Source organism: Lentisphaera araneosa HTCC2155, from assembly GCF_000170755.1.
Lineage (GTDB): Bacteria > Verrucomicrobiota > Lentisphaeria > Lentisphaerales > Lentisphaeraceae > Lentisphaera > Lentisphaera araneosa.
In genome coordinates this window covers 1-22715 of sequence record NZ_ABCK01000032.1, presented here as the reverse complement: position 1 = coordinate 22715, position 22715 = coordinate 1, and the positions used below count along the sequence as shown (strand labels likewise).

At 41.1% G+C, this 22715-nt stretch carries 21 protein-coding genes; 5 read left to right on the top strand and 16 right to left on the bottom strand.

Annotation, left to right across the window (positions count from 1 at the left end; all coding sequences use genetic code 11):
- Positions 1–2 precede the first annotated feature (2 nt).
- Genes ispG through LNTAR_RS21450 form a run of 3 tightly spaced genes read left to right on the top strand, consistent with a single transcriptional unit; the run spans position 3 to position 3609 of the window.
- Positions 3–1112: a (E)-4-hydroxy-3-methylbut-2-enyl-diphosphate synthase gene (ispG, locus tag LNTAR_RS21460; RefSeq protein WP_007280869.1), complete on the top strand. Its 1110-nt coding sequence runs from the start codon at positions 3–5 to the stop codon at positions 1110–1112.
- Complete coding sequence (locus LNTAR_RS21455; protein ID WP_007280868.1) at positions 1112–2458, top strand: lipopolysaccharide core heptose(II) kinase RfaY; 1347 nt, start codon at positions 1112–1114, stop codon at positions 2456–2458. Before ispG ends, LNTAR_RS21455 begins: the two co-directional genes overlap by 1 nt.
- Positions 2458–3609, top strand: coding sequence for a class I SAM-dependent methyltransferase (locus LNTAR_RS21450; RefSeq protein WP_007280867.1), 1152 nt, complete (start codon positions 2458–2460; stop codon positions 3607–3609). Before LNTAR_RS21455 ends, LNTAR_RS21450 begins: the two co-directional genes overlap by 1 nt.
- Here the strand turns inward: LNTAR_RS21450 and LNTAR_RS21445 are convergent.
- The 7 genes from LNTAR_RS21445 to LNTAR_RS21415 form a co-directional block, all read right to left on the bottom strand.
- A complete protein-coding gene (locus tag LNTAR_RS21445) occupies positions 3598–6747 on the bottom strand; it encodes an AsmA family protein (protein WP_007280866.1) in 3150 nt (1049 codons plus the stop codon). The two genes, LNTAR_RS21450 and LNTAR_RS21445, sit on opposite strands and share 12 nt — an antisense overlap.
- A complete protein-coding gene (locus LNTAR_RS21440) occupies positions 6744–7010 on the bottom strand; it encodes an HPr family phosphocarrier protein (RefSeq protein ID WP_007280865.1) in 267 nt (88 codons plus the stop codon). Before LNTAR_RS21440 ends, LNTAR_RS21445 begins: the two co-directional genes overlap by 4 nt.
- Positions 7011–7141: 131 nt before the next feature.
- The gene (gene ftsH / locus LNTAR_RS21435) at positions 7142–9223 is read right to left on the bottom strand and encodes an ATP-dependent zinc metalloprotease FtsH (RefSeq protein ID WP_007280864.1); all 2082 of its coding nucleotides are present in this window, start codon (positions 9221–9223) and stop codon (positions 7142–7144) included.
- Positions 9224–9232: 9 nt separating this feature from the next.
- Positions 9233–9739, bottom strand: a complete 507-nt coding sequence (locus LNTAR_RS26245) for an FHA domain-containing protein (protein ID WP_007280863.1) — start codon at positions 9737–9739, stop codon at positions 9233–9235.
- Positions 9740–9832: 93 nt separating this feature from the next.
- Entirely contained in the window at positions 9833–12118 is a 2286-nt protein-coding gene (locus LNTAR_RS21425; RefSeq protein ID WP_007280862.1) for a tetratricopeptide repeat protein, read from the bottom strand.
- The gene (locus LNTAR_RS21420) at positions 12115–12531 is read right to left on the bottom strand and encodes an ExbD/TolR family protein (RefSeq protein WP_007280861.1); all 417 of its coding nucleotides are present in this window, start codon (positions 12529–12531) and stop codon (positions 12115–12117) included. Before LNTAR_RS21420 ends, LNTAR_RS21425 begins: the two co-directional genes overlap by 4 nt.
- Before the next feature lie 3 nt (positions 12532–12534).
- On the bottom strand, positions 12535–13209 hold the full coding sequence (locus LNTAR_RS21415) for a MotA/TolQ/ExbB proton channel family protein (protein ID WP_007280860.1): 675 nt from the start codon (positions 13207–13209) through the stop codon (positions 12535–12537).
- Between the two features lie 114 nt (positions 13210–13323).
- Between LNTAR_RS21415 and dapF the strand changes: the two genes are divergently transcribed.
- Entirely contained in the window at positions 13324–14163 is an 840-nt protein-coding gene (gene dapF, locus LNTAR_RS21410) for a diaminopimelate epimerase (RefSeq protein ID WP_040915546.1), read from the top strand.
- Positions 14163–14876 carry a carboxy-S-adenosyl-L-methionine synthase CmoA gene (gene cmoA, locus LNTAR_RS21405; protein ID WP_007280858.1) on the top strand — a complete coding sequence of 238 codons (714 nt, stop codon included), beginning with the start codon at positions 14163–14165 and terminating at the stop codon, positions 14874–14876. Before dapF ends, cmoA begins: the two co-directional genes overlap by 1 nt.
- Position 14877: 1 nt before the next feature.
- Here cmoA and LNTAR_RS21400 read toward each other — a convergent pair whose 3' ends face one another.
- The 9 genes from LNTAR_RS21400 to LNTAR_RS26235 form a co-directional block, all read right to left on the bottom strand.
- The gene (locus tag LNTAR_RS21400; protein WP_052607355.1) at positions 14878–15573 is read right to left on the bottom strand and encodes a lipopolysaccharide kinase InaA family protein; all 696 of its coding nucleotides are present in this window, start codon (positions 15571–15573) and stop codon (positions 14878–14880) included.
- Between the two features lie 74 nt (positions 15574–15647).
- Complete coding sequence (locus LNTAR_RS21395) at positions 15648–15971, bottom strand: DUF3392 family protein (protein ID WP_007280856.1); 324 nt, start codon at positions 15969–15971, stop codon at positions 15648–15650.
- Positions 15972–16038: 67 nt separating this feature from the next.
- Positions 16039–17577 carry a sulfatase-like hydrolase/transferase gene (locus LNTAR_RS21390; protein WP_007280855.1) on the bottom strand — a complete coding sequence of 513 codons (1539 nt, stop codon included), beginning with the start codon at positions 17575–17577 and terminating at the stop codon, positions 16039–16041.
- A 137-nt stretch (positions 17578–17714) separates the two neighbouring features.
- Positions 17715–18302, bottom strand: a complete 588-nt coding sequence (locus LNTAR_RS21385) for a type II secretion system protein (protein ID WP_007280854.1) — start codon at positions 18300–18302, stop codon at positions 17715–17717.
- A gap of 91 nt (positions 18303–18393) precedes the next feature.
- Positions 18394–19035: a hypothetical protein gene (locus tag LNTAR_RS21380; RefSeq protein WP_007280853.1), complete on the bottom strand. Its 642-nt coding sequence runs from the start codon at positions 19033–19035 to the stop codon at positions 18394–18396.
- Between the two features lie 6 nt (positions 19036–19041).
- Entirely contained in the window at positions 19042–19575 is a 534-nt protein-coding gene (locus LNTAR_RS26240; RefSeq protein WP_007280852.1) for a cytochrome C oxidase subunit IV family protein, read from the bottom strand.
- An 11-nt stretch (positions 19576–19586) separates the two neighbouring features.
- The gene (locus LNTAR_RS21370) at positions 19587–20246 is read right to left on the bottom strand and encodes a cytochrome c oxidase subunit 3 family protein (protein ID WP_007280851.1); all 660 of its coding nucleotides are present in this window, start codon (positions 20244–20246) and stop codon (positions 19587–19589) included.
- A gap of 15 nt (positions 20247–20261) precedes the next feature.
- Positions 20262–21881 carry a cytochrome c oxidase subunit I gene (locus LNTAR_RS21365; protein WP_007280850.1) on the bottom strand — a complete coding sequence of 540 codons (1620 nt, stop codon included), beginning with the start codon at positions 21879–21881 and terminating at the stop codon, positions 20262–20264.
- 9 nt (positions 21882–21890) lie between these two features.
- Positions 21891–22715 (bottom strand): cytochrome c oxidase subunit II (locus LNTAR_RS26235; protein WP_007280849.1); only part of this gene is annotated, 825 nt, incomplete at its 5' end.

Here is a 22715-nt window from a genome sequence, read left to right as displayed (position 1 = left end):
AAATGGCAATACGCGAAGTAAAAATGGGTAGTCATACAATTGGTGAAGGGCACCCCGTCTTGATTCAATCAATGGCAGCAACTCGTACACAAGATTTAGAAGCAACTTTAGAGCAAGTTTTACTATTGGAAAAAGCTGGTGCAGGCATCGTGCGCGTGGCAGTTGATAATAAAAAGGATGTTGAAGCTTTAAAATGGATCCGCGAACGCAGTAAAGTTGAGCTTTCGGTGGATTTGCAAGAGAACTATTTACTAGCAGCGGATGTAGCTCCCTATGTGGCGAAATTTCGCTACAACCCAGGGCACTTACATCATTTACAACCCTCGAAAACGATTGAAGAAAAAGTTGAGTGGTTAGTCAATGTAGCGAAAGAGCATGATTGCGCTATTCGCATTGGTGTGAACTGCGGTTCAGTTGCCCCCGACTTTTTAGAGAAATATGATGATAAAGAAGAGGCTATCGTTCAGAGTGCTCTTTATCACGCCAACTTGCTCGATGGCTTAGGCTTTACTCGCTACGTTGTTTCCTTGAAGGATTCAGACCCCAAAACTGTGCTTCGCGTCAATCGCAAATTTTATGCAGAGAAGCCGGAAGTTCCCCTTCATTTGGGCGTGACGGAAGCGGGAATGCCGCCAGCCGGCGTGGTTAAGAGTCGTGAAGCTTTTGAGCCTTTATTGAAAGATGGTATAGGTTCCACTCTACGCGTAAGTTTAACTCTTCCCTTTGCGAAGAAAGATGAAGAGATTCGCGTTGGACACAAAATTGTGGAAGATGTTTTAGCGGGTCATTTCTGGAACCAAGAATATGTACAAGATGGCTTCAATATCATTTCTTGCCCCAGCTGCTCACGAGTTGAAAACGAAAAGTTTATTAACCTCGCAGAGAAAGTTCAGGAATTCACAGATGCACTCCCGAAAGATAAGCCAATGACTATTGCCGTAATGGGCTGCCGTGTAAATGGTCCCGGGGAAACGGACGACGCCGATGTAGGTCTATGGTGTGGTCCTAGACACGTCAATATGAAGCGCGGTGGTGAAGAAGTAGGCGCGTTCACATATGATGAGATCATTCCAAAACTTAAAGAAGAAATTGACTGCTTCTTAGCAAAGTAATGGAAAAATACTTCATTGAATCTCTTGCTCTAGAACTCCTGGAGGAAGTACGCGTGCTTCCAGGTAAGCGCTACGTATGTAGTGCACAGAAATCAGGGCAAGAAGTTTATGTGAAGTTTTTTTATGGCAAAGGTTCAGAGCGTTATTTCAATCGCGAAAAAACTGGGCTTGAGCTCTTAGCAAACAATAATTTCTTGGGTCCTGTTTTAATTGAAAGCGGCACTATTGAAGGTAGTAGCCTTCCTCTAGATTGGAAGGTAAGTACTAATGCGAGCTACCTCATAACGGAAAAAGTTCCAGGGCAAAGCTTACTCGAATTATGGCAATCGGGTTCAGAGAAAAATGCTTTGTTAAAGCAATTAGTTGCTCAGTTGAGTGAGTATCACCAAGCGGGGATTCTCCAGGGGGATACACACTTCGGGAACTTCATGGTTCATGAAGATAAAATTGCCTGTTTGGATGGAGATGGAGTCCGCAAATCTAAATCTGATCAAAAGCAGCTCGAAAATTTAGCCTTAATGTGTGCGCAAACAGGTTTTTATTGCCCGTTAACGAACAAAGAAATTATTGAGGCTTACGGAAAGCCGATTTCAGAAGAGCGCTTTTCAAAGACTTTTCATGAGATGAAGAATTGGCGAATAGAAAAGTTAATTGCGAAAGTGCAAAGAAATTGTACGGCAGTGAATGTGCGCAGTAAAAAAATGGATACCTTTTACGTCAATAAGAAATGGGATAGTTCAGCACTACAAGAGTTCTTTAAGGACCCCAACCAAGCGGTTGATGAGGGGACTGCCAAGATGTTGAAAGAGGGCAATACCTGTACAGTATACCAAGTGAAGTTCAATGATGAAGACCTCGTTGTTAAACGCTATAATCCCCGTAAGGGTCTTAAGGGCAAGATGGATGTTTTGCGGGCAGGGCGTTCGAAGACCTGTTGGTCACATAGTTTTGCCATGCGCGATAATTTTTTGAGTACACCTGAATCGGTAGGCCTACTTGTTCGAAAAGAAGGTGTAAAAAGATGGGATTGGCTGGTGACTCGAATGGCAGAGGGCGATTTGCTCTCGGATTACGTAAATGATTTAGAGGCGGCTCAAAGAGTTTTACCAACTGTTCAAGCTTTCTTTGATGCGATGAAACAGGGTCGTTTTTCCCACGGTGACTGCAAAGCGACGAATTTTATTGTGAGTCCTAGTGGTGAACTTCAAGTGATCGATTTAGACTCAAGTATTTTTCATAAGTGCGGAACGAGTTTTGAGAAAGCTTATAAAAAAGATAAGGCGCGATTTTTAAAGAATTGGCCGGAAGATATAAAGAAATTTTTTAGCGAAAACTTGGTGTTTTAATGGATAAAATCAATGAGTTTTTACAGGAAGTGAAAAGTCTGCTCGAAGCGAAAGTTTTTAATAAGCTGACTTTGAGCATGAAGCGAGATAAAAAAGCCGAGCTTAAATCAATTTTTATTAAGCCGATCTCATTGCGAGGGGAGCAAAAGTTATCCTTTGTTTATCGCTTCCCCACAAATGATGTGACAAAGAATTTTTCTTATGAAGTTGGTCTTGCACAGCTTGAAGATGAATTGAAAACCAAGTTCCTTAAAGCGGATTTGATGAGTTCAGATAAAGATGTTTTTTTAACGATAGATAAAGCCGGTAATGGAAAGATTAAACGTAAAAATAGTCAATTAAAGGATGAGCATAAGTCATCAGTCCAGCATGATAAAACCAAAAAACGCTTGATTCAATTAGAGGGTAATCTTTATCTAAAAGAGCTCGATATCGTGGTTGACGGTAAAGTAAAGCGCAATCGCGAGGATAAATTTCGTCAAATTAATAAGTTTGTTGAAATTATGGGGCACGTTTTAGGTGATAAATATCATGAGCCAGTCATTGCCGACATGGGTTGTGGCAAGGGTTATTTAACTTTTGCTTTGTATGATTACCTGAACTCACTTTCATTAAACCCGAAAGTGATTGGTGTGGAGTTGCGCCCTAAATTAGTTGAGTTTTGCAATCAGATTGCTCAAAAGGCAAATTTTAATGGGCTTAGTTTTGAAGCTGGATATATCGGGAAATGGGAAGTGGATAAACTTGATGTTTTGATTGCTTTACATGCCTGTGATACGGCCACTGATGATGCGATTTATCAAGGAATTAAATCTGGGGCCAAAGTCATAGTCTGTGCGCCGTGTTGTCATAGGCAGGTGAGGAAGTCTATGCAGACCTCTGGCGCTTTAAAGGAAATTACACGCCATGGTATCTTGATGGAACGAGAAGCTGAAATCTTAACAGATAGTTTGCGCTCGCTTTATTTAGAGGCCTGCGGTTACAAGACGAAAGTCATGGAGTTTATTTCGACTGAGCACACACCTAAAAACCTTTTGATAATTGCTGAAAAAAACTCTCAAAAGGTGTCTGATGATATATGGGCGCGAATTGATGCGCTAAAGGAGATATGGGGCTTAAAAGAGCATTATTTGGAGAGTCTAGTTAAGTAGTCCATCGAGGATGTCAAGAGCGCGTTTAGTCTTGGACTCCTTTTTCTTTTTTCCTTTTTCTTCACGTTCTTTTTGACGTTCTTCTTCACGCTGCTTAAAGATATCGAGAATGCTATTAGCCGATTGCTTATTCAGCTTACCTTCACTTAAGTTTTTGGCCGAATCCAAGTATTTTATATAAGGGCCGAACTTACTCTCAGCATTAAATTGAATTTGGCTTAGAAGGGTACTGAATTGCCCATCCTCAGCTTGACTAAGGAGTTCGATCGATTCATCGAATTCATACCATTGATTTTCTTTGTTGAAATCAAGAAAATCATCAAGTTCATTAATATTATCAAGTATAGTTTGAGGAGAGATGAGGTGGAGGTACTCGGATCCTACAAAGGCTGACCAAGTGAAAAATTGTGATTTAAGTTTTTGGTCTTCTTTATAGACTTTGCCGCTGAAGTCAAAGCCACCCTTTTGTCCCATTAGCTTAAATTTATTGAGTTTAACAAGGTCTTTGTTGAAGTCTAGATTTACTTGGCCCTCCTCGAAATGTAGATCGCTGGGTTTAAAGCCTAGGTTTTTGCTGATAAAAGTTTTTTCTTCCTGTTCTAAGTTGATTTTAAGATCAGTGATTTTCCAATCAATTTTTCCTTTTTGGAGTTGGGCGAAGATTTCTTCGGGACTAGTGCCTTGGGAGGCAAACTTGGTTTCTTTAAAGTCCGCCATGCCAGAAAAATTATTTTCGAAGTTTGGATTCAGTTGCTTAATAATAGCATGGACAAGGCTGAGGTCGAATCGACCGTTGAAGTTGTCTATTCTATACTTGTTTTTATCCATTGAAGCGTTGAGGTTTAAAACATGTGGGCCATGAACTAAGCTTAAGTTCTTTACTTCAAGAGCTTCTTTTTTCTTAATGAAGTTAGCAGCTAAATTAAACGGACTTGCGTTCATAACGTGTATAGAGGGGAGTTCGATTTTCGCGCTTAATTGAGTGGGCTCGAGCTCTAAGTCTAGTTTTATCTCGGAAGATAGGCTTTGTGGTTTGAAGCTGGGCTCCGTGTTATTCATTAGTCTAGTGACTTCCTGAATATCAAGAATGTTGAGTTTTGGGATATGGAGAGAGACTTTTTTGTGGCTGGTCGCCTGCTGACGGTTAAGGTAGAGAGATTGGATTTTGAGCAAATCCTTTCCAGTGTTTTTGAGACCTAAGTCCTGTAGAGTAAGGACTTGATTTTGATTGATTAAGTTGGCGTTGAGCTCCAATGAGCCTGAGGTACTAATGTTATTGAATGTTTTTAGTTTAGCACCATTGAGCGTGAAGTCGGATTTGGATTGGATGTTCTCTTGAGTCTGAACAAGTTCTAAATCCTGTAAGTTTACGGAGATGCTTTGCTTGGGGATCGTGGGGCTCTCGAGGATGTTTGCACTAACTTGTAAATTCTTAGAGTTTACAGTGTTTTTAGCAAAGTCTGGAGTGCTAATTATAGAGATGTGTTCGGATTGAATTTGTACTTGGCCGGAGGTTTTTTCTTGGAGCGAGAGTGTTAAATTTTCAAGTGATGTTTGGAGCTTTTCTTGAATGAAGTCGAAGCTTAGGGAACTTGTGAGTGATTTGCCTTCAACTTGAGCGAACTGCAGTTGATTAAGGTCGATTTTTAAGGAGCCTTTTGTGGATTCAGGTGTTCTTTTAAATTTTATTCGAGAATAGAGTTTACCGGCAAGTTTTTCATCTTCTTTTGAGAAGTTGTTCACGAGGCTTAGGTCGAGGTTTGAAGTCTTGATGTCAGCACTAATCGTCTCCTGTACCATAGAAGAGTCAATGTTGAGTACTTTGTTTCCTTGTGAATCTGAACTTATAATCTTGAGCTCTAAATTATCTAGACTGTTTTTAAGTGTTGAAACTTTGAAACTAAAGTCAGCATCAATGAAATCTTTTTTTAGTTTCTCATCAATCTCAATGCTCATAGGTAGTTTGTTGAGCTGAAATTCGCCCTTGCTGATCAGTTTGTCGTGGGTGAGAAGGAAAGTTGAATCTCCTTTAATTTGTGAATCTGCAAATCCTGTTTTATGGCCAACTTTTTTAGTCTTACTGAACCAGCGTTCTAAGCTACGTGATTTTGGTGCAAAGTTTAAGGCAATGTTTAAGAGAGAGGCGTTGAGCTGTGGGACTTTTACTTCAGCTTCTATGCGTTCTTCATTGATAAGCGCGTTGATTTTAGCTTTTGAGTGTACGATCTCTCTTTCTGTACAAGATACTTCACCCTTGGCAATTTTGATGGTTTTATCAATTAGGCTTATATCAAAAGATGTGTTTAAGCTTAAGTGGTTCATATCTTTCATTTGGCTGCTTTCAAATTCGCTTATTTTGAGCGAACTTGATACATGAGCGTTAGTCACAGATTCATTGAAAGTTCCAGAGCTTTTTAAGTGGATGCTTTTTGCTGTGAAGTGCTGTTGGTTTGGCTTCTTGCGTGCGTAACTGCCATTGTAGATGATGTCAAAGTCTTGATTTGGGCCAAGTTTTTGTATTTGAAGAGAATTCAAAGTAATCAGGTGCTCATCAGCTTTGCCATAGCGATCATCTTTCGCAATCTTTATATTTGTGTCGCTTACACTCAAGTTGTGAAGAAGAAAGTTGGGGAGTTCGATGGGTTTTAGTTCTTTGCTAAGTTGTTTAGGTAAAGCGTAGAGTTGATCAAATAAATTAGCTTTTTCTACTGGCTGCTTTTTTGGTTTAGTTCTTTTTACTTCTTTCTTTAAAGAGATGGTTTTTGCTTTATTGGGGTCGGCTTTGAGTTTACCTGTGGAATCATAGGATAAATTAATAGAAGCACCGTTTAGGGTGGCTTTATCAATTTGAAGGTCGCCCTGAAGACAGGCAAGTGTTTGTACTTTGAGTTCAAGTTTCTCAGCTTTGATATTATTAGGGCCAGAGTGTGCGTTGAGCTGTGTGAGTTCAACGCTACCGCTTATGAGTGATACATTGATTGAATCGACTTCTATTGTGAACTGAGTTTTTTCTTCAAGAACGGGGAGCACGTGTGAGCGTACAAAACTCTCGGAACTTAAATAGAGAAAAAAAATCCCCAAAAGAATAATTAGACTTAGGGGAGTTATAATGAGAAACTTTTTTAGTTTAGGCTTCATTCACCAAATTTAGATTCGAACAAATCTTTTAATTTGTTAATGGCGTCTTCTGAATCTGGTCCGTTGGCATGGATGTCTAATTCTTGGCCGCAGGCGGCCGCTAGAGACATCAAATCAAGGATGTTGCGACAGTTGGCCTCTTCTGAGTCAGTTTTAAGTAAAACCTCGCTTTCAAAGTCTCCAAGGGCACGCACAATCATGGCTGCAGGGCGTGCGTGCAGTCCATACTCGTTTGATACAGTCACTTTTATTTGTCGATTCAAGGTTTTACCTCAGTTAAAATTGGCGTTGCAATATTAAGCGAGACTTTATATAGTCAATACTAAGTTGAATAAAAAAGCAAGAACTTTACAGAAATTTAATTCTTGCTATATAAAGCCTCTGTTAGTGCTTGTTAAGCTTTGCTTTCAGGGTCTAAGCTATCGTTCTTGTCTTCTGAACTTTCCGTTTTATCAGACTCCGAAGTTTCTTCGTCAGCTGAGCTATCTTTTGATTCAGAATCCTTGTCTTCTTTGCTTTCATCTTCATCAAGAACTTTAGAGCTATCCACCTTGGCTAATGATTGCTCAAGCTTTTTATCAAACTCTTCTTCATCGGCTTCCATCATGTACTGTAAGTCGAGCAGTTCGTAAACTTCGTTGGCGCTCATAGTTTCGCGTTCAAGGAGAGTTTCTGATAAGAGTTTAAGTTGATCTTGATATTTGACTAAGATGTCAGTGGCCACTTGATATTGCTCATCAATGAGTTTTCTCACTTCCAAATCGAGCTTTGTGCCGACTTCTTCAGAGTAATCATTTTTCATTGAGTATTCGCCGTCGCCACTGCTGTAGTAAACAAAACCCATTTCACCCATGCCCCAGTCACGAACCATACGACGAGCAATACTAGTCGCTTGACGAATGTCGCCTGATGCGCCATTGGTGATGTCGCCAAAAGTAAGTTTCTCAGCGATTTGACCACCCATTGTCGTTGCGATTTCAGCAAGGAGTTCAGTTCGCGTGGTTGTGTAACGGTTGTCTTCAGGGAAGTACATTGTTGCACCAAGGTAAGCGTTGCCTCGTGGCATGATAGTTACTTTGTGTAGCTTATTCATGCTGCCAGCGTAAAGACTGACGAGTGTGTGACCCGCTTCGTGATAAGCCGTGAGGCGAAGTTCGCGCTCAGACATCTTCATAGATTTTCTTTCTTTACCCCAGCGAACTTTGTCGCGCGCTTCTTCCATGTCGGCGTGCTCAATAGATTTTTTGCCAAGGCGTGCAGCGATAAGGGCACCTTCATTGATGACGTTTGCTAAGTCCGCACCAGAGAAACCAGGTGTGCCACGAGCAATGAGCTTGAGGTCAACATTTTTTCCGAGTTTAACTTTTTTGGCATGAACTTTTAAGATTTCTAAGCGACCACCAAGGTCAGGAAGGTCAACATTAATGCGTCGGTCAAATCGACCTGGGCGTAAGAGGGCTTTATCCAATACATCAGCACGGTTAGTGGCTGCAATTAAGATAACACCATTTTGGTTTTCAAAGCCATCCATTTCAACAAGTAAAGCATTGAGTGTCTGTTCACGCTCATCGTGACCTCCGCCAGTTCCACCAGAGTTACGAGCTCGGCCGACAGCATCAATTTCATCGATGAATAAAATACAAGGTTGGTGCTTTTTAGCTTGTTCAAAGAGGTCGCGAACACGGCTGGCGCCGACGCCAACAAACATTTCAACAAAGTCAGAACCACTCATAGAGAAGAAAGGGACTCCTGCTTCGCCTGCAATAGCACGAGCGAGTAGAGTTTTACCTGTACCTGGAGGGCCCACCATTAAGCAACCTTTGGGTAGGCGTCCGCCTAAGTTGCGGTATTTAGCCGGATCTTTAAGAAAATCGACAATTTCTTCAACTTCTTCACGAGCTTCTGAAACTCCAGCAACATCTGAGAATGTGACTTGTTCAGCATTTGGTGCAAACATTTTAGCCTTACTCTTGCCAAACTGCATGGCGCCACGGCCAGCATTTTTCAGTTGACGTGCAAATAAGAAGTAAAAGAGTGCAACAATGATGATGAGAGGAAGAATAAAGCTAACGATCTCACCGAATACAGCGCTTTTTTGTTTGCTGCCATAGGGCACTTTAAATGTTTTGAGAGCTTCAATTGCAGGTTCTGGTAGAAGAATATTTACAGTGCGAGTGTTATTTTCTTCAGTGACAGTTTTGCCGTCTTCTACAAGTGTAAGATGGAAGTCAACAGCGCTATTAAGGCCTTTGTCGTAACGAATAACAACTTCTTTGATTTTGTTGGTCTCTAAGAGTTGATAGAATTTTGACTCTTGAATTGATTTCCCAACTTCCTTTTGGTCGTTTTGATAAATGAGTAGTAGGGGGATGGAAACTAATATGAGAATCCAAAGCCATCCAGCCATACCTTTTTTCGGTTCATTTTCACCGTTATTTAGAGGGCGTTTCGGGCCCTCTTGATTCTTGTCGGGCATCTCTGTTCCTTAGGCTAGCTTTTTGACTAAGAAAAAGATGACAACGCCAAGAACAACAACGAGAGCAGCAATGATACCAATAATCACTTTGCTTGTGCCTTTGCTTGAGGATGACGCGTCCATTCCGCCAGAAATATTTTTTAGTTCGCTAGGATCAAATGCACCGCCAATATCATCTAGGCTAATAGCAGTTTGAGTCGTGATGGCAGTCGTATTGCCTTTTTCTTCACAGTCAAATAAAAGCTCAATGCCACCTACTTGGAGGATGTCACTGTTGTTGAGTATTTGTTCAGTGATTCTGATGCCGTTGATACGTGTGCCGTTCGTACTGCCTTTGTCACGAGCTGTATAGATTTCGCCATTACGCTCGATTTCTGCATGGTAAGAACTGATTGTTCCGTCAGGGATGCAAATCTCTCTTTCATCAGTACGGCCAATTGTATAAAGATTTCCAGTAAGTTCGAAATTTTTGCCGCGCATTATTTCTGATAGGACAATAATTTTAGGTGTTGCCATAATAACCTTTTAGTCAAATGAAATTATTAATATTGATATATTAGCAAATATAGATCGTTTTGTATGTTCTTCAATAAAAAATACTAAAAGCAACTACTTCGCGAGGTTTTTTGAGATAAAATTTGCCACATTTGGCCGTTTTGCATATGTCGGGAAGCGTTTTTTGAGTTCTTTAAGGAGTTTTTCAGCGTCGTTTTGTCGCTTGAGTTGATAGGCGGATTGCACTGCTAGGAATAAGCTCTTTGCTGAAAATTGCTTGTCGTTAAAGAGGATGTAAGTCCTGTTGGCATTTTTTAATGCCTTGTCGTAATCCTTATTAATGAAGTGTAGTTTTGCTTTGGTGTAGAGGTAGAGAGGGAAGTCGCCGGGTAGCCATTGATCAATTTTTTTGATCGTCCCTAGAGTTAGGCTCGCCTTATCAATTTTCTGGTCATTGAGAAGGATGAGTGCTTCGATTGCTGAGTATGCGCAGAATTGTTGGTCGCTTAGTTTATTGAGTTCTAGGCTGTTTAAGTTCTCCTGGCTTTGTAGGTACTTTTCAAGTCGAGCAAAAATCCTCGCGCGCTGGAGGAAAAAAAAAGTATTATTCTGATTAGTAAGTTCACAGGCGATCAAACTGCTTTCTAAGTAGGCTTCTAGCTCAAGAAGACGGCTGATGTCTTGTGTTTGTTTTTGGTTCCAGTTGAGTTCTTTTTGTAAATTATCTCTAAAGATTTTTGCATAGACTTCAGCAGATTGAGGCTTTTTGCCTTGAGAGTAGTAGATACTTGCTAATAAGTTTAGATTTTGAGCTAAGAGTGAGGGTTGTTTTATGAGTTTTGAGGCTTGCTCTAAAGATTGACTCGCATCGTTTAGGCGGTTTTGTAAATAAAAACATCTACCTTGCAGCATATAGAGGAGACCAGTTTTTTCTTTTTGGGGGTGCTTCTCGAGACCGAGGAGGATGAGTTTGTGTGCTTTGTCCCATTGTTTATTACTAAGGCATATTTCTATTTTTAGAGACGATTTTTTGAATTCTAGTTCAGGTTTGACTTGAGTTCTAACTAAGACTTCTTCTGCTTGTGTGTAATCTTTAGCGAGTAAGTAATTTTCTACCGCCTTAAATGAAGCAGTGCTTTTTTTATCATTGTTTAATAGACCAGAGAGTTTATACCAGATTTCAGCACTTTCTGTATATTGCTTGTTTTGAGCAAAGGTTTGAGCTAGGGTTTTGTGTGCGATTTCAATATTTTCCCATGTGGGTAAATAGACGTTAATAGCGGTTTGTAACTCTTTTACAGCTAGTGTAGAATTGTTTTGTTCCAGAGCTAAAAGGCTATTTTTGTAATGAATTTCAGCACGTAGGGAAGAAGTGGGGTGTTTGCTATCAAAAACTTTGCTTAGCTCTAGGGCTTTAGGCATATCCTTGACTTGTAAGTGACAATAAATGAGGTAAGCCAAGGCTTTTGGTGATTCCGTGAAGTTTTGATTTAGTAAGCTTTTCTCAAATGAGATGAGTGCTTGTTTGTATAAGCCTAACTGGTAATAGCAAATGCCTAAGGCGTAGTTAGCCCATGCCTCTTCTTCGGCATTTGGGTTTTTAATTGATGCGAGTGCACCACGTGCTTGATCATATTTTTTCGACCTTATAAGTGCAAGTACATATTGGATAGTCAGTTGGTTAAGGTTCTCCTTATGTGGATTGAGAGTCGCCAGTGTTTTGTGAGTAGTAATCAGTTCAGCGTCACGCTCTTGTGTGGCCAAAAGCTGAATGAGTAAGATGAAAGCTTGAGTTTTCAGAGAGTGATCTTTTGTAATATTCGTCAGCGTATTAAGGTGCTTTTCAGCGCTAGAATAGTTTTCTTGGCCTAAATAAAGAGAGGAGAGAGCATAGTGGGCATAAATACGTACTTCTTTATCTTCAGCTTTGCCTTTACTGCTGAGGTCTAAGAAGGTAGTTACGGCTTCATTGTTTTTGCCTTGTTCTAAAAGTAGGCGACCATATTCGTAAAGAGCATGCTCTTGATAGTTAGTTTCTGCGCTAGTAATTTTTTTATAGAGTTCTTCGGCTTTGTCGAACTCTTTTTTTGTGATCAGCAGGGCTGCTTTTTTGAGTTGGACGACAATGCGTAAGTTAGGGTCTGTCTCAAGCTTAATATAGCGATCAATGTATTCTTCAGGGTCTTTTTTGCTCTGTTCGCAACATTCGATGATTCTGAGTAGGGCGTTTTTTTCGACTTGGCTACCGGAGTCAATCAATAGCCCTTTGTACTCTTGAAGGGCATCTTCGTAAAAGCCTCTTTTAAAAAGACCTTCGGCAAAACTCCACTGTTGCTTAAGATCATTTTGTGAAAAAGCACTGAGACTAACAAAAAGTAAGCCTGCAAAGAGTCTTTTCATTGATCCTCTCCGAGGGTGGCAATACGAACATTTTCAATGGCGTGGCTTTTGCAGAGGTCAAAAACTTTGACATAGTTAGAGAAAGCTGCTTTGCCATCGCAACGAATAATCACCGGTTGGCCAGTGTAGTAGGATGCAATGTCTGCTAAAATGACATCAATTTCATCTAAGCTTTTGTCACTGTTGTTAATGCTAAATTTACCTTCTTTGTCGACATTGATAATCACTTCGCCAGGGTAACGAGCGTTGTCTTCTCCAGAAGCAGCCTTTGGAACAACTATAGAAATATTGCGTTCAAACTGAGAATAGACTGAAGCAACCATGAAAAAAATCAGGGTTAAGAAGAAAATGTCAATCATGGGTGCAAGTTGCGGCCCTTCATTGTCACTTGCAGTGGGTCTTTTGAATTTCATTGCTTAGGCCTTTTTCATGAAGCGGCGTAAAACTCGGGCACTCTTTTGTTCTAGGATATCAGTTAAGTGGCCAGCGCGTTGGCGTAATAGGGAGTGGCAGAACATGGCGATGAGACCGACAATAAGACCGGCTGCGGTTGTAACCATGGCTTGAGCAATGCCATCAGCAAGAGCAATAGGTTTTACAGCGCCAAAATCTTGCTTGAGACCTGAGAAGGCTTGCATCATACCAAGTACTGTACCGAGGAGTCCGATCATTGGGGCTATTTTAGCAATGTCACTTACATATGAGAGTTTATGATGAATGATGCCGATTTGGTGAGAGCCTTCGCTTTCTGCAGCGTCTTTAACCATGTCATAGCTTGAGTCGGAGTCTGAATGCATTTGATCAGCTGCAGCACCAATGATAGCGCCTGCAGGGCTTTGTGAGCTTTTACAGAGTTGGGCTAAGGCCTCCATGTCACCTTTTTCACTTAGAGATGCAGCTTCATTGATGAAATTATTCGGGATTAGAACTTGTTCCCGCAAAGTCATGAACAAGAGAGCGACAAGTGCAATCAGAAAGAGGGAGAGGGCGACGAGCACGAGAAGTACCAAGCCACCCTGGGATAGGATTTCTTTGAATGAAGATGAACTTTGGGCGCTTTCAGCAGCGCTGATAAGAGAGGTAAAAAGCATAGTGGACTCCGTCGGTGATTTTTGCAAAATTTCCTTAGTATATTCCAGCTTTTGAAAATATCTCTATAGGGCTTAAGTTTAGAGACGAATAAGAAAAATTTTAACAGGAAAATAATGATGAATTCATTTTCTTTTACAAAAATGCACGGTTGTGGGAATGACTTCATTGTCGTAAATACCTTTCGGGAAACAGTGCCTGAAGATTTGTCGGCTTTGGCGCAAGATATGTGCCAACGTCGCTTTGCCGTTGGAGCGGATCAATTCATTATTTTGGGGTCTGCTGAGTCTGCAGACGCTAATTTCCGTATGGATATTCTCAATGCGGATGGTTCTAAAGTGGAAATGTGCGGTAACGCTTTGCGTTGTGCAGCGGTCTATGCTAAACGAGAAGGTTTGATCCAGTCAGATGAACTTAAAATCGAAACAATGACAGGAATTTCATTTGCGACAATTTTAGAAGATGGGAATGTGAGGATAGCTGTCGCCGTTCCCTCCACTACAATTGTAGATGTCGGCTTGGATAGTGAGCACCCATTATTTGGCACGCCTCTGTCCGCTGAACAGTATACTTTTCCAATGACCGCTGTGTCTGTGGGCAATCCCCATGCAGTTACCTACGTAGATGAAATTGACTTACTCAATTTAGAGAAAATTGGGCCATTATTTGAGCATCATGAGGTCTTTAAGAATCGAGCTAATATTGAATTTGTAAAGGTTATTGATGATCACCACGTGGAAATGCGCGTTTGGGAAAGAGGTTCTGGAGAGACTTTAGCTTGTGGCTCGGGTGCTTGCGCAGTGGCTGTAGCTAGTGTTTTGCATGGCGTTGCAAAATCACCGATGAAAGTTTCCCTCAAAGGGGGTGATCTAGAAATCGAATGGGAAGGGCGAGGAAAGCCAGTTTACATGTCGGGTTCCGCAAGCTTTGTTTTTGACGCAACTTGGTCCTATTGATGCAGGATGAAGTCTTTTTAAAGCCCACGGCTAAGGGGGGCTTTCGATTTAATAAAGAAGTTGCCGATGTTTTTGATGACATGGTGACGCGTTCCGTGCCTATGTATCCAGAAATCACTAGGATATGTGCACGCTTTGCGGCGCAAGCAGCACAAGAAGGGAGTCGGGTCTATGACTTAGGGTGTTCGACTGCGAGTACTTTATTAGAAGTTAATAAATACCTTGGTGATAAAGAAGTGGAGCTCGTTGGTTGTGACCCGTCCTTAGATATGTTAGAAAAAGCAAAAGTAAAAACTTCAGGTTTAGAAAACTTCACTTTTCAACATGAAAATGCTCAAGAAGCCTTGTTGGAAAATGCTTCAGTGGTGATTATGAATTTCACCTTACAATTTATTCCTAGAGATGAAAGACCCGCAATTCTAAAGAAGATCGCAAGTTCTTTACCCAAAGGTGGTCTCTTTGTTTTTTCAGAAAAAATTGCTACCGACCTCCCAGATGATCTCGACAATTTGGTAACAACTTTGTACGATGAGTACAAACAATTTAATGGTTATGCAGATAGCGAAATCGCCAATAAGCGAAAAGCTCTTGAAAATGTGTTGATCCCCGACTCACACACCTGGCATAAAAAAGCTTTAGGCGAAGCCGGCTTTGCGGGTTCCGCAATCATCGCTAATTGGTTGAATTTCTCCTGTCTGATGGCCTGGAAATAACTTAGGGATTATGAATTAAATAATTCTCTAAACTTTTATGATCTTCCGTATCTTTAAGGTAACCTTTAACTAAAGGCGTGATTAAAGCAGTGCGGTCTATTTTTTTCATCTTTAAAAGGCGTCTTAAATCGTCGCGTTTTGATCTTGAATTGAAAGAGGCCTCGCGCACTTTTTCGAGGTCAATAAAAGAACCTTCGTAACTATCATTAGCTTTCTTGAGGAAGAGGTGTTTAGGGTGCAAACAGCGATGAACTAAATTGGCGTCATGCATTTGGCGAATAAGTTTACCACTTATAGTGAGCAGAGCCTCATATTCACTCTTAGGAAAAGTTTTTAACAGATCCCTAAGGGGCGTGTAACCCTTGAGGTCTTTGGTGATGAGGATGGCCTGATCTTTACCTTTAAACTTGCGCTGCTCAAAAAAAACAGCTTCGACTACGGGTACGTTGCGCTCTTGAAATTTTTTTATATTGATAAATTCAAGATCAAAAGTTAAGCGTCCCTTTATGGGGTTGAGTAATGTTTTTTTATAGTGATTCTCTTGTCTTTTGATGAAAAAACGTTCGAGAGTTCCATCACTGTTTGTATGGTCATAAATGTAGACGCCACTCCAGCCACCGCGACGCTTATTGGGTTCTTCAACGGCAGGAATATCCATATTCCAGATGGTATCAAAATCAGAGAATAATGAGCTCAAAGTTCATCCTTTGTTCAATTTAATGAAATACACTTATAAGTTCGTCAGTGTAATTCAACTTCAAAAGTTTATCTTTAGATGTGTTTGTGGCGTTCGGCAATAACTCCCACAAGTACAAAGCCTGATAAAAGAGTGAGTAGTAAATAATTTTGCGGGATTCGCAAATAAAATAAAGAAATCAACTTCGCAATAAAGATGGTGAGAAAGCCTATGAGGAATGCGTTGATGCCTATGAATCCACTGAGGCGAAGAAAGAAGGACTGCTTGCTAAGGAGGCGACTCATTTTCTGTGAAAGGAGATCTCCATAGACCACAAGGAGTCCTGTTATTTGAGCAATAGTGATCGTGAGAATGTGGTCTCGTAACCATCCATTTATGTTGTTCCAAAATTCGTGCATATTATCCGATAATTTATTATTGATCAAAGATAATTTTGAAAGGAGAACAACAAAGTTGATTCAGTACTTATTTACGAATTTTTTTACGTGCATTATGGGCTTTAGGTGGGTTTTGATTAAATTGGGCGACATTGATTTCTGCTGTGTTCATATGTCTCAGGCGATTCCACGGTCCGCCCCACCATTCGTTATCGGGCATACTGTTATCCCAAGTGTCAAATTCATTTTGTAGTTGTTGTGCCAATTCAGGATGTTGTTTGATGAGGTTACTTCTCTCTTCGGGATCTTCTTTAATATTAAATAAAGTAATGGTTAGCGGGCCATGGGCGTCGTTCCATTGCAGCTTCCAGTCGCCTTTGCGAATGGCGTAGTCCGTGTCACGTCTCCAGAACAAGCTGCGTTTTATTTCTTTATCTTCCTTCAAATAGGGGAGGATGTCTACGCCGTCGTACGCAAATCCTTTTTGCGGTTTCTTATCATTGCCGCCAGCAGCTTTAACTAACGTGGGTTGCAAGTCAAGAGCAGAGATCGGCATGTCATATTTCGTGCCTTTTTGTATTTGTTGAGGCCACTTGATGCAAAAAGGCACTCGAATTCCGCCTTCATAAGTGTCGCCCTTATATCCACGGAAGATTCCTGTCGAAGACATGGTAAAACCTCCACGATGGCGATTGGGGTCTTTTGGACTATGTTCGATGCCTTGACCTTGAGGAGAGCCATTGTCGCTCAGGAAAATTATGATGGTGTTATCGTCAATGTTTTTCTCTTTGAGTTTCTTCATCACTTTGCCGATGCCTTCATCCATGGCATAAACCATTGAGGCAAAAACGTGATAGTTTTTGTCGTCTTTAAGGTGTGCCGTTTTATCAAGCGCATGTTGCGTTGTTTGCCAGGGATGATGCACGGCGTTATAAGCGAGATAAAGGAAAAATGGTTTATCGGCGTTGCGATCAATAAAATTGACTGCCTCATCTGTAAATAGGTCTGTCAGGTAATTTTCATCGACAACTTTGACACCTTTTTCTTTAAATACATCGATGTACTGCGCTTTGTTGGCAGGTTCCATTTCTTCGTTTCTAAAGATAGGCCAGCGAGATTTGCCTTTAGCAAACTCTTGAGTCCACTCGGTATAATCGTGTGAACCATTGATAAAACCGTAGAAAAAATCATAACCGCGTTGGTTAGGACGAAGACTCATGTCAAAACCCATGTGCCACTTGCCAATCATACCATTAGTATAACCTAAGGTTTTGAGTTCTTCTGAAATCATCGATTGACTTTGAGGGAGACCAGCCATGGGGTACTTCATTTGATTGGGGTAGCCTGAACCATTGGGGTTTTCGCCACAGCCAAAGCGTTGTTGGTAAACACCTGTGAGTAAGCCCGCTCGAGACGGGCCACAGACCGATGCGCTTACATAGCCTTGGCTAAATTGTACACCTTGCTCAGCAATAGAGTCGATATTTGGGGTGATAATACGTTTGTTGCCGTGATAGCCCACGTCATCATAGCCCATGTCATCGGCAAAAATGAGGATAATATTGGGTTGCTTGTCTGCGAAGGTCGCAAAATTGAATAAGAAAAATAAAGAGAAAAGGTATTTCATTAATAGACTCCAGTTATGATTTAATAAGTCATACGGAGGGTATTAGCAAGAAATGACAGTTTTGATAGAAAAAAAGTACTTATAACAAAAAAAGGCTACATGTAATATGAAGCCTTTGGAAAAGAATTATATGAATTTTAATCGTTTTTAAAATCGATTCTATCATTTTTGTTAGCGTTACTCAAGTCACTGCTATTTATTTTAAGTGAAGTAACTGAACCGCCAACATTAACAAAAGGATAGGTGTTGTCGCTACCATGCCATTGTTCATTGACGCTGCCGCCGAGGTTATTATAAACATCGTAGGAGACAAATAAGCTCATTGTTTCAGGACGTTTAACTTTCGAGGATTTTAAGCCCTTAGTCCCTCCGCTTGCGTTTAAATCGCTTGAAATTGTGCTATTAGCAGAAGCATAATATGATGCATCTTCACTAGGGTTGCTTGGACATACATTTACCTTGTCATAACTACTACCAAGATAGAGAGATATAGGGTCACTTGCATTAGAAGCCCAAGCACTTCCTTCTTCTGGGGGGAAGTAATTTTTATTATCTTTTAGGTAAACCGCAGTGGCTTTTGCAAGTTGGCTAAGGTTGCCTTTGCATTCGGTGAGTTCACCCTTCTGCATACCTTTGATGACGGCAGGGACACCAATAGAAAATAAAAGTATAATAATGCCGACGACGACAAGCATCTCGGTGAGTGAGAGAAAGTGCTTTTTCATAAAAACTCCGTTTATTAATCTATTGAGTCTAACTCAATTAATCGTCAGATGCAAATTCTAAAGGGTGATGGGAGTGTGACTAAGTAGGGACTTAGTACATTTTAGAAGTGTTTACGGGACGCGCTTTATCGATATGTCCCTTACTAACACGCTCTCTAAATTTGATTAATTCTGGCTGTAGGTAAGATTTCCATAACTCAGTATCGGCAAGTTTATCTTTACTTTTCCATTGATCATAGAATTCTTGCGGTGGAATGACTGGGTAGGCTTTACCATACTGACCACGTTCATCACTAAGTGTAAGTAAAAACCAAAAGCGCATGAGCTTCTTGTGTTTCTTACCTTTTCGCTGATGGTGGGTGAGTTCCACATTGTTATAATAAATAACGCGAGGACGAATAAAGAAACCGAGAAAACCTGAAGGTGAGGCAACGTCATGACCCGTAGTGATATTAATTTCATCTGCAGGAGGAGCAAAGGGGAAGATTAATACGTGTTGTAAATCTACTCGTGGGGAATCCATCCAAGTTACTTGGACCAAAGTTTGATCAGGTGTTGGAGCTTGGGTAGTCGAGAACTTTGCAGGGTTAACACGATTAATATAGATCGTAATAATCGGTGTTAATGCCGAAATTGCGATAAGCGCAAAGATTAGCTTTAAGCCTGAACCACGCTTGTAAGCAGAAGAGGGGAGCGATTGCTCCCCTGCTTGATCTGTAAGATTATCTGTCACTAGATATTATTCGGCTACGGGAGTCTCTACTGACTTTTCTTCTTTAGGTGGTTCAGCTTTTATTACTTGCTCAGCTTTATCAATTTTGTAGCCGAGTGGAGTGTAGCCTGCAGTAGCTTTTACCATGTAAGGCTTGTGAGGGATTTCAGTAAGTGTCTGAAAACTCTCAGGCATGCCTTCACGAAGATGAACTTTATCATCACGAGTTAAAGTATCAGCTAAAGTGAAAAGGAAGAAGAGTGACAAGAAGAATATTCCTGAGAGGAAAGTCGCTCTATTAAGAGGCTTGTCGTAGTGCAAGTGCATGAAGAAGCCACAAACTAAAGCTGCTTTAGTGAAAGCAATGATCAAAGCAATGATGATCGCAATAGTTGGTGTGATTTGCATCTTTGTGAAATGAAAAATCATTTCTGGCATGAACTTAGCTGTCCATACAGTGAGTGCAGTAAGGACAAAAAGGGCTGTGCCGACTGCAATGTACATCGTCATAGGAAGTACGTGCGGGTGATGGTCACTTTCGGGTCCGTGATGGTCGCTCATAATTCGTATCCTTATTTAGTAAGATAAAGTAGTGGGAAGAGGAAAATCCAGATAAGGTCAACTAAGTGCCAGTAAAGGCCGACCATTTCAACTGGAGTGTAGTAAGCTTCGTAGAATTCACCCTTAGCCGTTCTCCAAGAAACCCAGAGAATCGCGATGAGACCGAGAATAACGTGAAGTACGTGTGTCGCAGTCGCCATGAAGTAAATACTAAAATAGAGATGTTCATTACTCATGTGATCGCCCATGAACGAAAAGAAATCGCCAGGGAAAATACCGAGTTCAAATTTGTGACTATATTCAAAGTACTTAACAACGAGGAAGCCCATGCCGCAGAGAACTGTGAAGAGCAATAATGCTAGTGCTCTACCTTTGCGGTTGAGTTGAACTTCGCGGATGGCAACGGCCATTGTCACCGAGGAAGTAATAAGGATAACAGTGTTCACAGCACCCATTTTCCAGTCGAGCTTATCAGCGCCACTTTCAAATGTTTCTGGGTACCAAGTGCGGAAAACTACATAGGCAACAAAAATGCCGCCAAAGAGCATGAATTCCGTGAGGAGAAATAACCACATGCCAAGTTTGCATGATTCGAATTCCTGATCCGCATTCGAAAAGTGATGCGAAACGAAACGAGGGATAAATTTACTTGTATCTACCTTAGAGCTCATCTTAATAGTCCTTTATTATTCGTACTCGTAGGGAGCTTTTTTCATTACGGGAACATCCTCAGAGAAGTTTTCGAGGACAGGAGGTGACTGAGTTTCCCAGTCCATAGTCGTTGCACCCCAAGGATTGTTGGGAGCCTTACGGTCACTAAAGAGTGAAGCAATAAGGTTAGCAAAAAGGATAAGTACACCGAAACCGAGGATGAAAGCACCGATAGAACTGAAGCCGTGCATTTGGCTCCAAAGTTCGTTGCTTGAATCATATGTGAAGTAACGGCGGGGCATACCTGTGTAACCGAGGAAGAACTGAGAGAAGAAAGTCACGTTGAAGCCGATAAAAACGATAATACAGGCAACTTTACCGACTGTCTCATTATACATTTTACCAACCATTTTTGGCCAGTAGAAGTGAAGGCCAGAGAAGAAAGCGATAACGGTACCACCAAACATTACGTAGTGGAAGTGAGCTACAACATAGTATGTATCGTGAAGAACAATATCAGTTGAGAGCGTAGCAAGCGGTAAACCAGTTAAACCACCGATGGTGAAAAGGAAAAGGAAAGAAAGGGCATAGCACATGGGAGTTTCAAAAGTGATTGAACCTCTGTGGAGTGTAGCTACCCAGTTGAATACTTTAATCGCAGAAGGAATTGCAACGAGGAAAGTCAAGAAAGAGAAGACTAAGCCAGCGTAGACTGATTGACCTGAAAGGAACATGTGGTGACCCCATACGAGGAAGGAGATAACCGCAATCGCGATAGAAGAGTTAGCAATAGCTTTGTAACCAAAGATAACTTTACGTGAGAAGCAAGAGATAACCTCAGAGATAACACCCATACCAGGGAGAATCATGATGTATACAGCTGGGTGAGAGTAGAACCAGAAGAAATGCTGGAAAAGTACTGGATCACCACCAAGTGCGGGGTCAAAAATACCAACTTGAAGAGTTCTTTCTGCAATGAGAAGAAGAAGTGTGATACCAAGAACTGGAGTAGCTAGAACCTGGAGAATTGAAGTTGCATAAAGAGCCCATAGGAAAAGTGGCATCTTGTACCAGCTCATACCCGGAGCACGCAATTTGTGAATTGTTACAATGAAGTTAATACCTGTGAAGATCGACGAGAAACCTAATATAAAGGCTGCCAGGGTCATGGTTATGACGGCACCAGCGGTTTCTTTTGAATAAGGTAAGTAGAAGGTCCAACCAGTTGTGAGTGGGCTTTCACCACCGACAATACCGTAGAGGGCAACGCAAGCACCAATGACATAAATATAGAAACTGGCCAAGTTCATCTTCGGGAAGGCAACATCTTTAGCCCCAACCATGAGCGGGAGTATAAAGTTGCCTAAGGCTGCGGGGATCGCAGGGATAATGAAGAGGAAAACCATGATCACACCGTGAAGTGTGAACCACATGTTGTATGTATCCTTGTACTCTGGAGTCATGGGGAGCATGCCGCCTGGAGTTGCAAGTTGAGCACGGATCATGAGGGCAAAAGCACCACCAGCAAAGAGAGCGAGTGAAGATGCAATAAGGTACATGATACCAATGCGTTTGTGGTCGATAGTGTAGACCCAAGACATGATGCCTTTTTTGGCCTGGTAAAAATTGACTTCGTTTTGTGTAGTTGTACTCATTATAGACTCCTATTTCACAGTGTCTTCAGATTTCTCTTCTGAAGGCTTGTCTGATAATGTTTTAATAAATTCGATGAGGTTTTTGACTTGAACTTCATTTAAACCCTGAGCCGGCATTGGAACAGCATAGCCAGGTACAATTTGTTTAGCTGGATCATTAATAGAGTCAGTAAGATATTGATGATCAGCAATAGCTTTAGTGCCATCAGTGAAGGTTCTTTCTTTACCCCACAGACCCCACCAGTTAGGACCAATGCCTTTTGGAGCTTTTGGATCAATGGCGTGACAAGATTTACAGTTCCTTTCCCAGAGGCGTTCACCAATTTCAGCAGGAGTACCACCTTCTTTTGGTTTGATTGACTCTTTGAATTTTGCGTATTCATCTTGAGAAACAACGTTCAGCCAACCGACCATGAATGCGTGGTCAGTACCGCACATTTCATTACATGTGTAGTAGTAGACGCCTTCTTTAATTGGAGTAAACATAAATTCGCGTTTTTGACCAGGAACAGCATCGCGTTTTACACGCATAGCGGGAATCGCAAATGAGTGGAGAACATCTTTTGAAGTAACGACTAATCTAATGGGAGTATTAATTGGAACTGTCAAGACCTTTGGGCTTAAAATAGCTTCGCCATCTTTACTAAATAGATCTTGGTTTTTACTGAAGTAACTTAGGTTATTAAACTTCGGGTTACTTTCGAAATCAGAGATTTGTTTGTCTAAAGCTGCAATTTTCTCAGCATCTCCAGCTTCAGCTACATCTTTTTGTTGCAAAGCTTTTCTTTGTGCTTTAGCTATTTTAAGTGGGCTGAGTTTTACTGAGTCTTGCGA

Excerpts from the sequence above, each read along its gene's own strand:
- ispG (WP_007280869.1), top strand. The coding sequence starts at position 3 with ATGGCAATACGCGAAGTAAAAATGGGTAGTCATACAATTGGTGAAGGG.
- LNTAR_RS21455 (WP_007280868.1), top strand. The coding sequence starts at position 1,112 with ATGGAAAAATACTTCATTGAATCTCTTGCTCTAGAACTCCTGGAGGAA.
- LNTAR_RS21450 (WP_007280867.1), top strand. The coding sequence starts at position 2,458 with ATGGATAAAATCAATGAGTTTTTACAGGAAGTGAAAAGTCTGCTCGAA.
- LNTAR_RS21445 (WP_007280866.1), bottom strand. The coding sequence starts at position 6,747 with ATGAAGCCTAAACTAAAAAAGTTTCTCATTATAACTCCCCTAAGTCTA.
- ftsH (WP_007280864.1), bottom strand. The coding sequence starts at position 9,223 with ATGCCCGACAAGAATCAAGAGGGCCCGAAACGCCCTCTAAATAACGGT.
- LNTAR_RS26245 (WP_007280863.1), bottom strand. The coding sequence starts at position 9,739 with ATGGCAACACCTAAAATTATTGTCCTATCAGAAATAATGCGCGGCAAA.
- LNTAR_RS21425 (WP_007280862.1), bottom strand. The coding sequence starts at position 12,118 with ATGAAAAGACTCTTTGCAGGCTTACTTTTTGTTAGTCTCAGTGCTTTT.
- LNTAR_RS21420 (WP_007280861.1), bottom strand. The coding sequence starts at position 12,531 with ATGAAATTCAAAAGACCCACTGCAAGTGACAATGAAGGGCCGCAACTT.
- LNTAR_RS21415 (WP_007280860.1), bottom strand. The coding sequence starts at position 13,209 with ATGCTTTTTACCTCTCTTATCAGCGCTGCTGAAAGCGCCCAAAGTTCA.
- dapF (WP_040915546.1), top strand. The coding sequence starts at position 13,324 with ATGATGAATTCATTTTCTTTTACAAAAATGCACGGTTGTGGGAATGAC.
- cmoA (WP_007280858.1), top strand. The coding sequence starts at position 14,163 with ATGCAGGATGAAGTCTTTTTAAAGCCCACGGCTAAGGGGGGCTTTCGA.
- LNTAR_RS21395 (WP_007280856.1), bottom strand. The coding sequence starts at position 15,971 with ATGCACGAATTTTGGAACAACATAAATGGATGGTTACGAGACCACATT.
- LNTAR_RS21390 (WP_007280855.1), bottom strand. The coding sequence starts at position 17,577 with ATGAAATACCTTTTCTCTTTATTTTTCTTATTCAATTTTGCGACCTTC.
- LNTAR_RS21385 (WP_007280854.1), bottom strand. The coding sequence starts at position 18,302 with ATGAAAAAGCACTTTCTCTCACTCACCGAGATGCTTGTCGTCGTCGGC.
- LNTAR_RS26240 (WP_007280852.1), bottom strand. The coding sequence starts at position 19,575 with ATGAGCGACCATCACGGACCCGAAAGTGACCATCACCCGCACGTACTT.
- LNTAR_RS21370 (WP_007280851.1), bottom strand. The coding sequence starts at position 20,246 with ATGAGCTCTAAGGTAGATACAAGTAAATTTATCCCTCGTTTCGTTTCG.
- LNTAR_RS21365 (WP_007280850.1), bottom strand. The coding sequence starts at position 21,881 with ATGAGTACAACTACACAAAACGAAGTCAATTTTTACCAGGCCAAAAAA.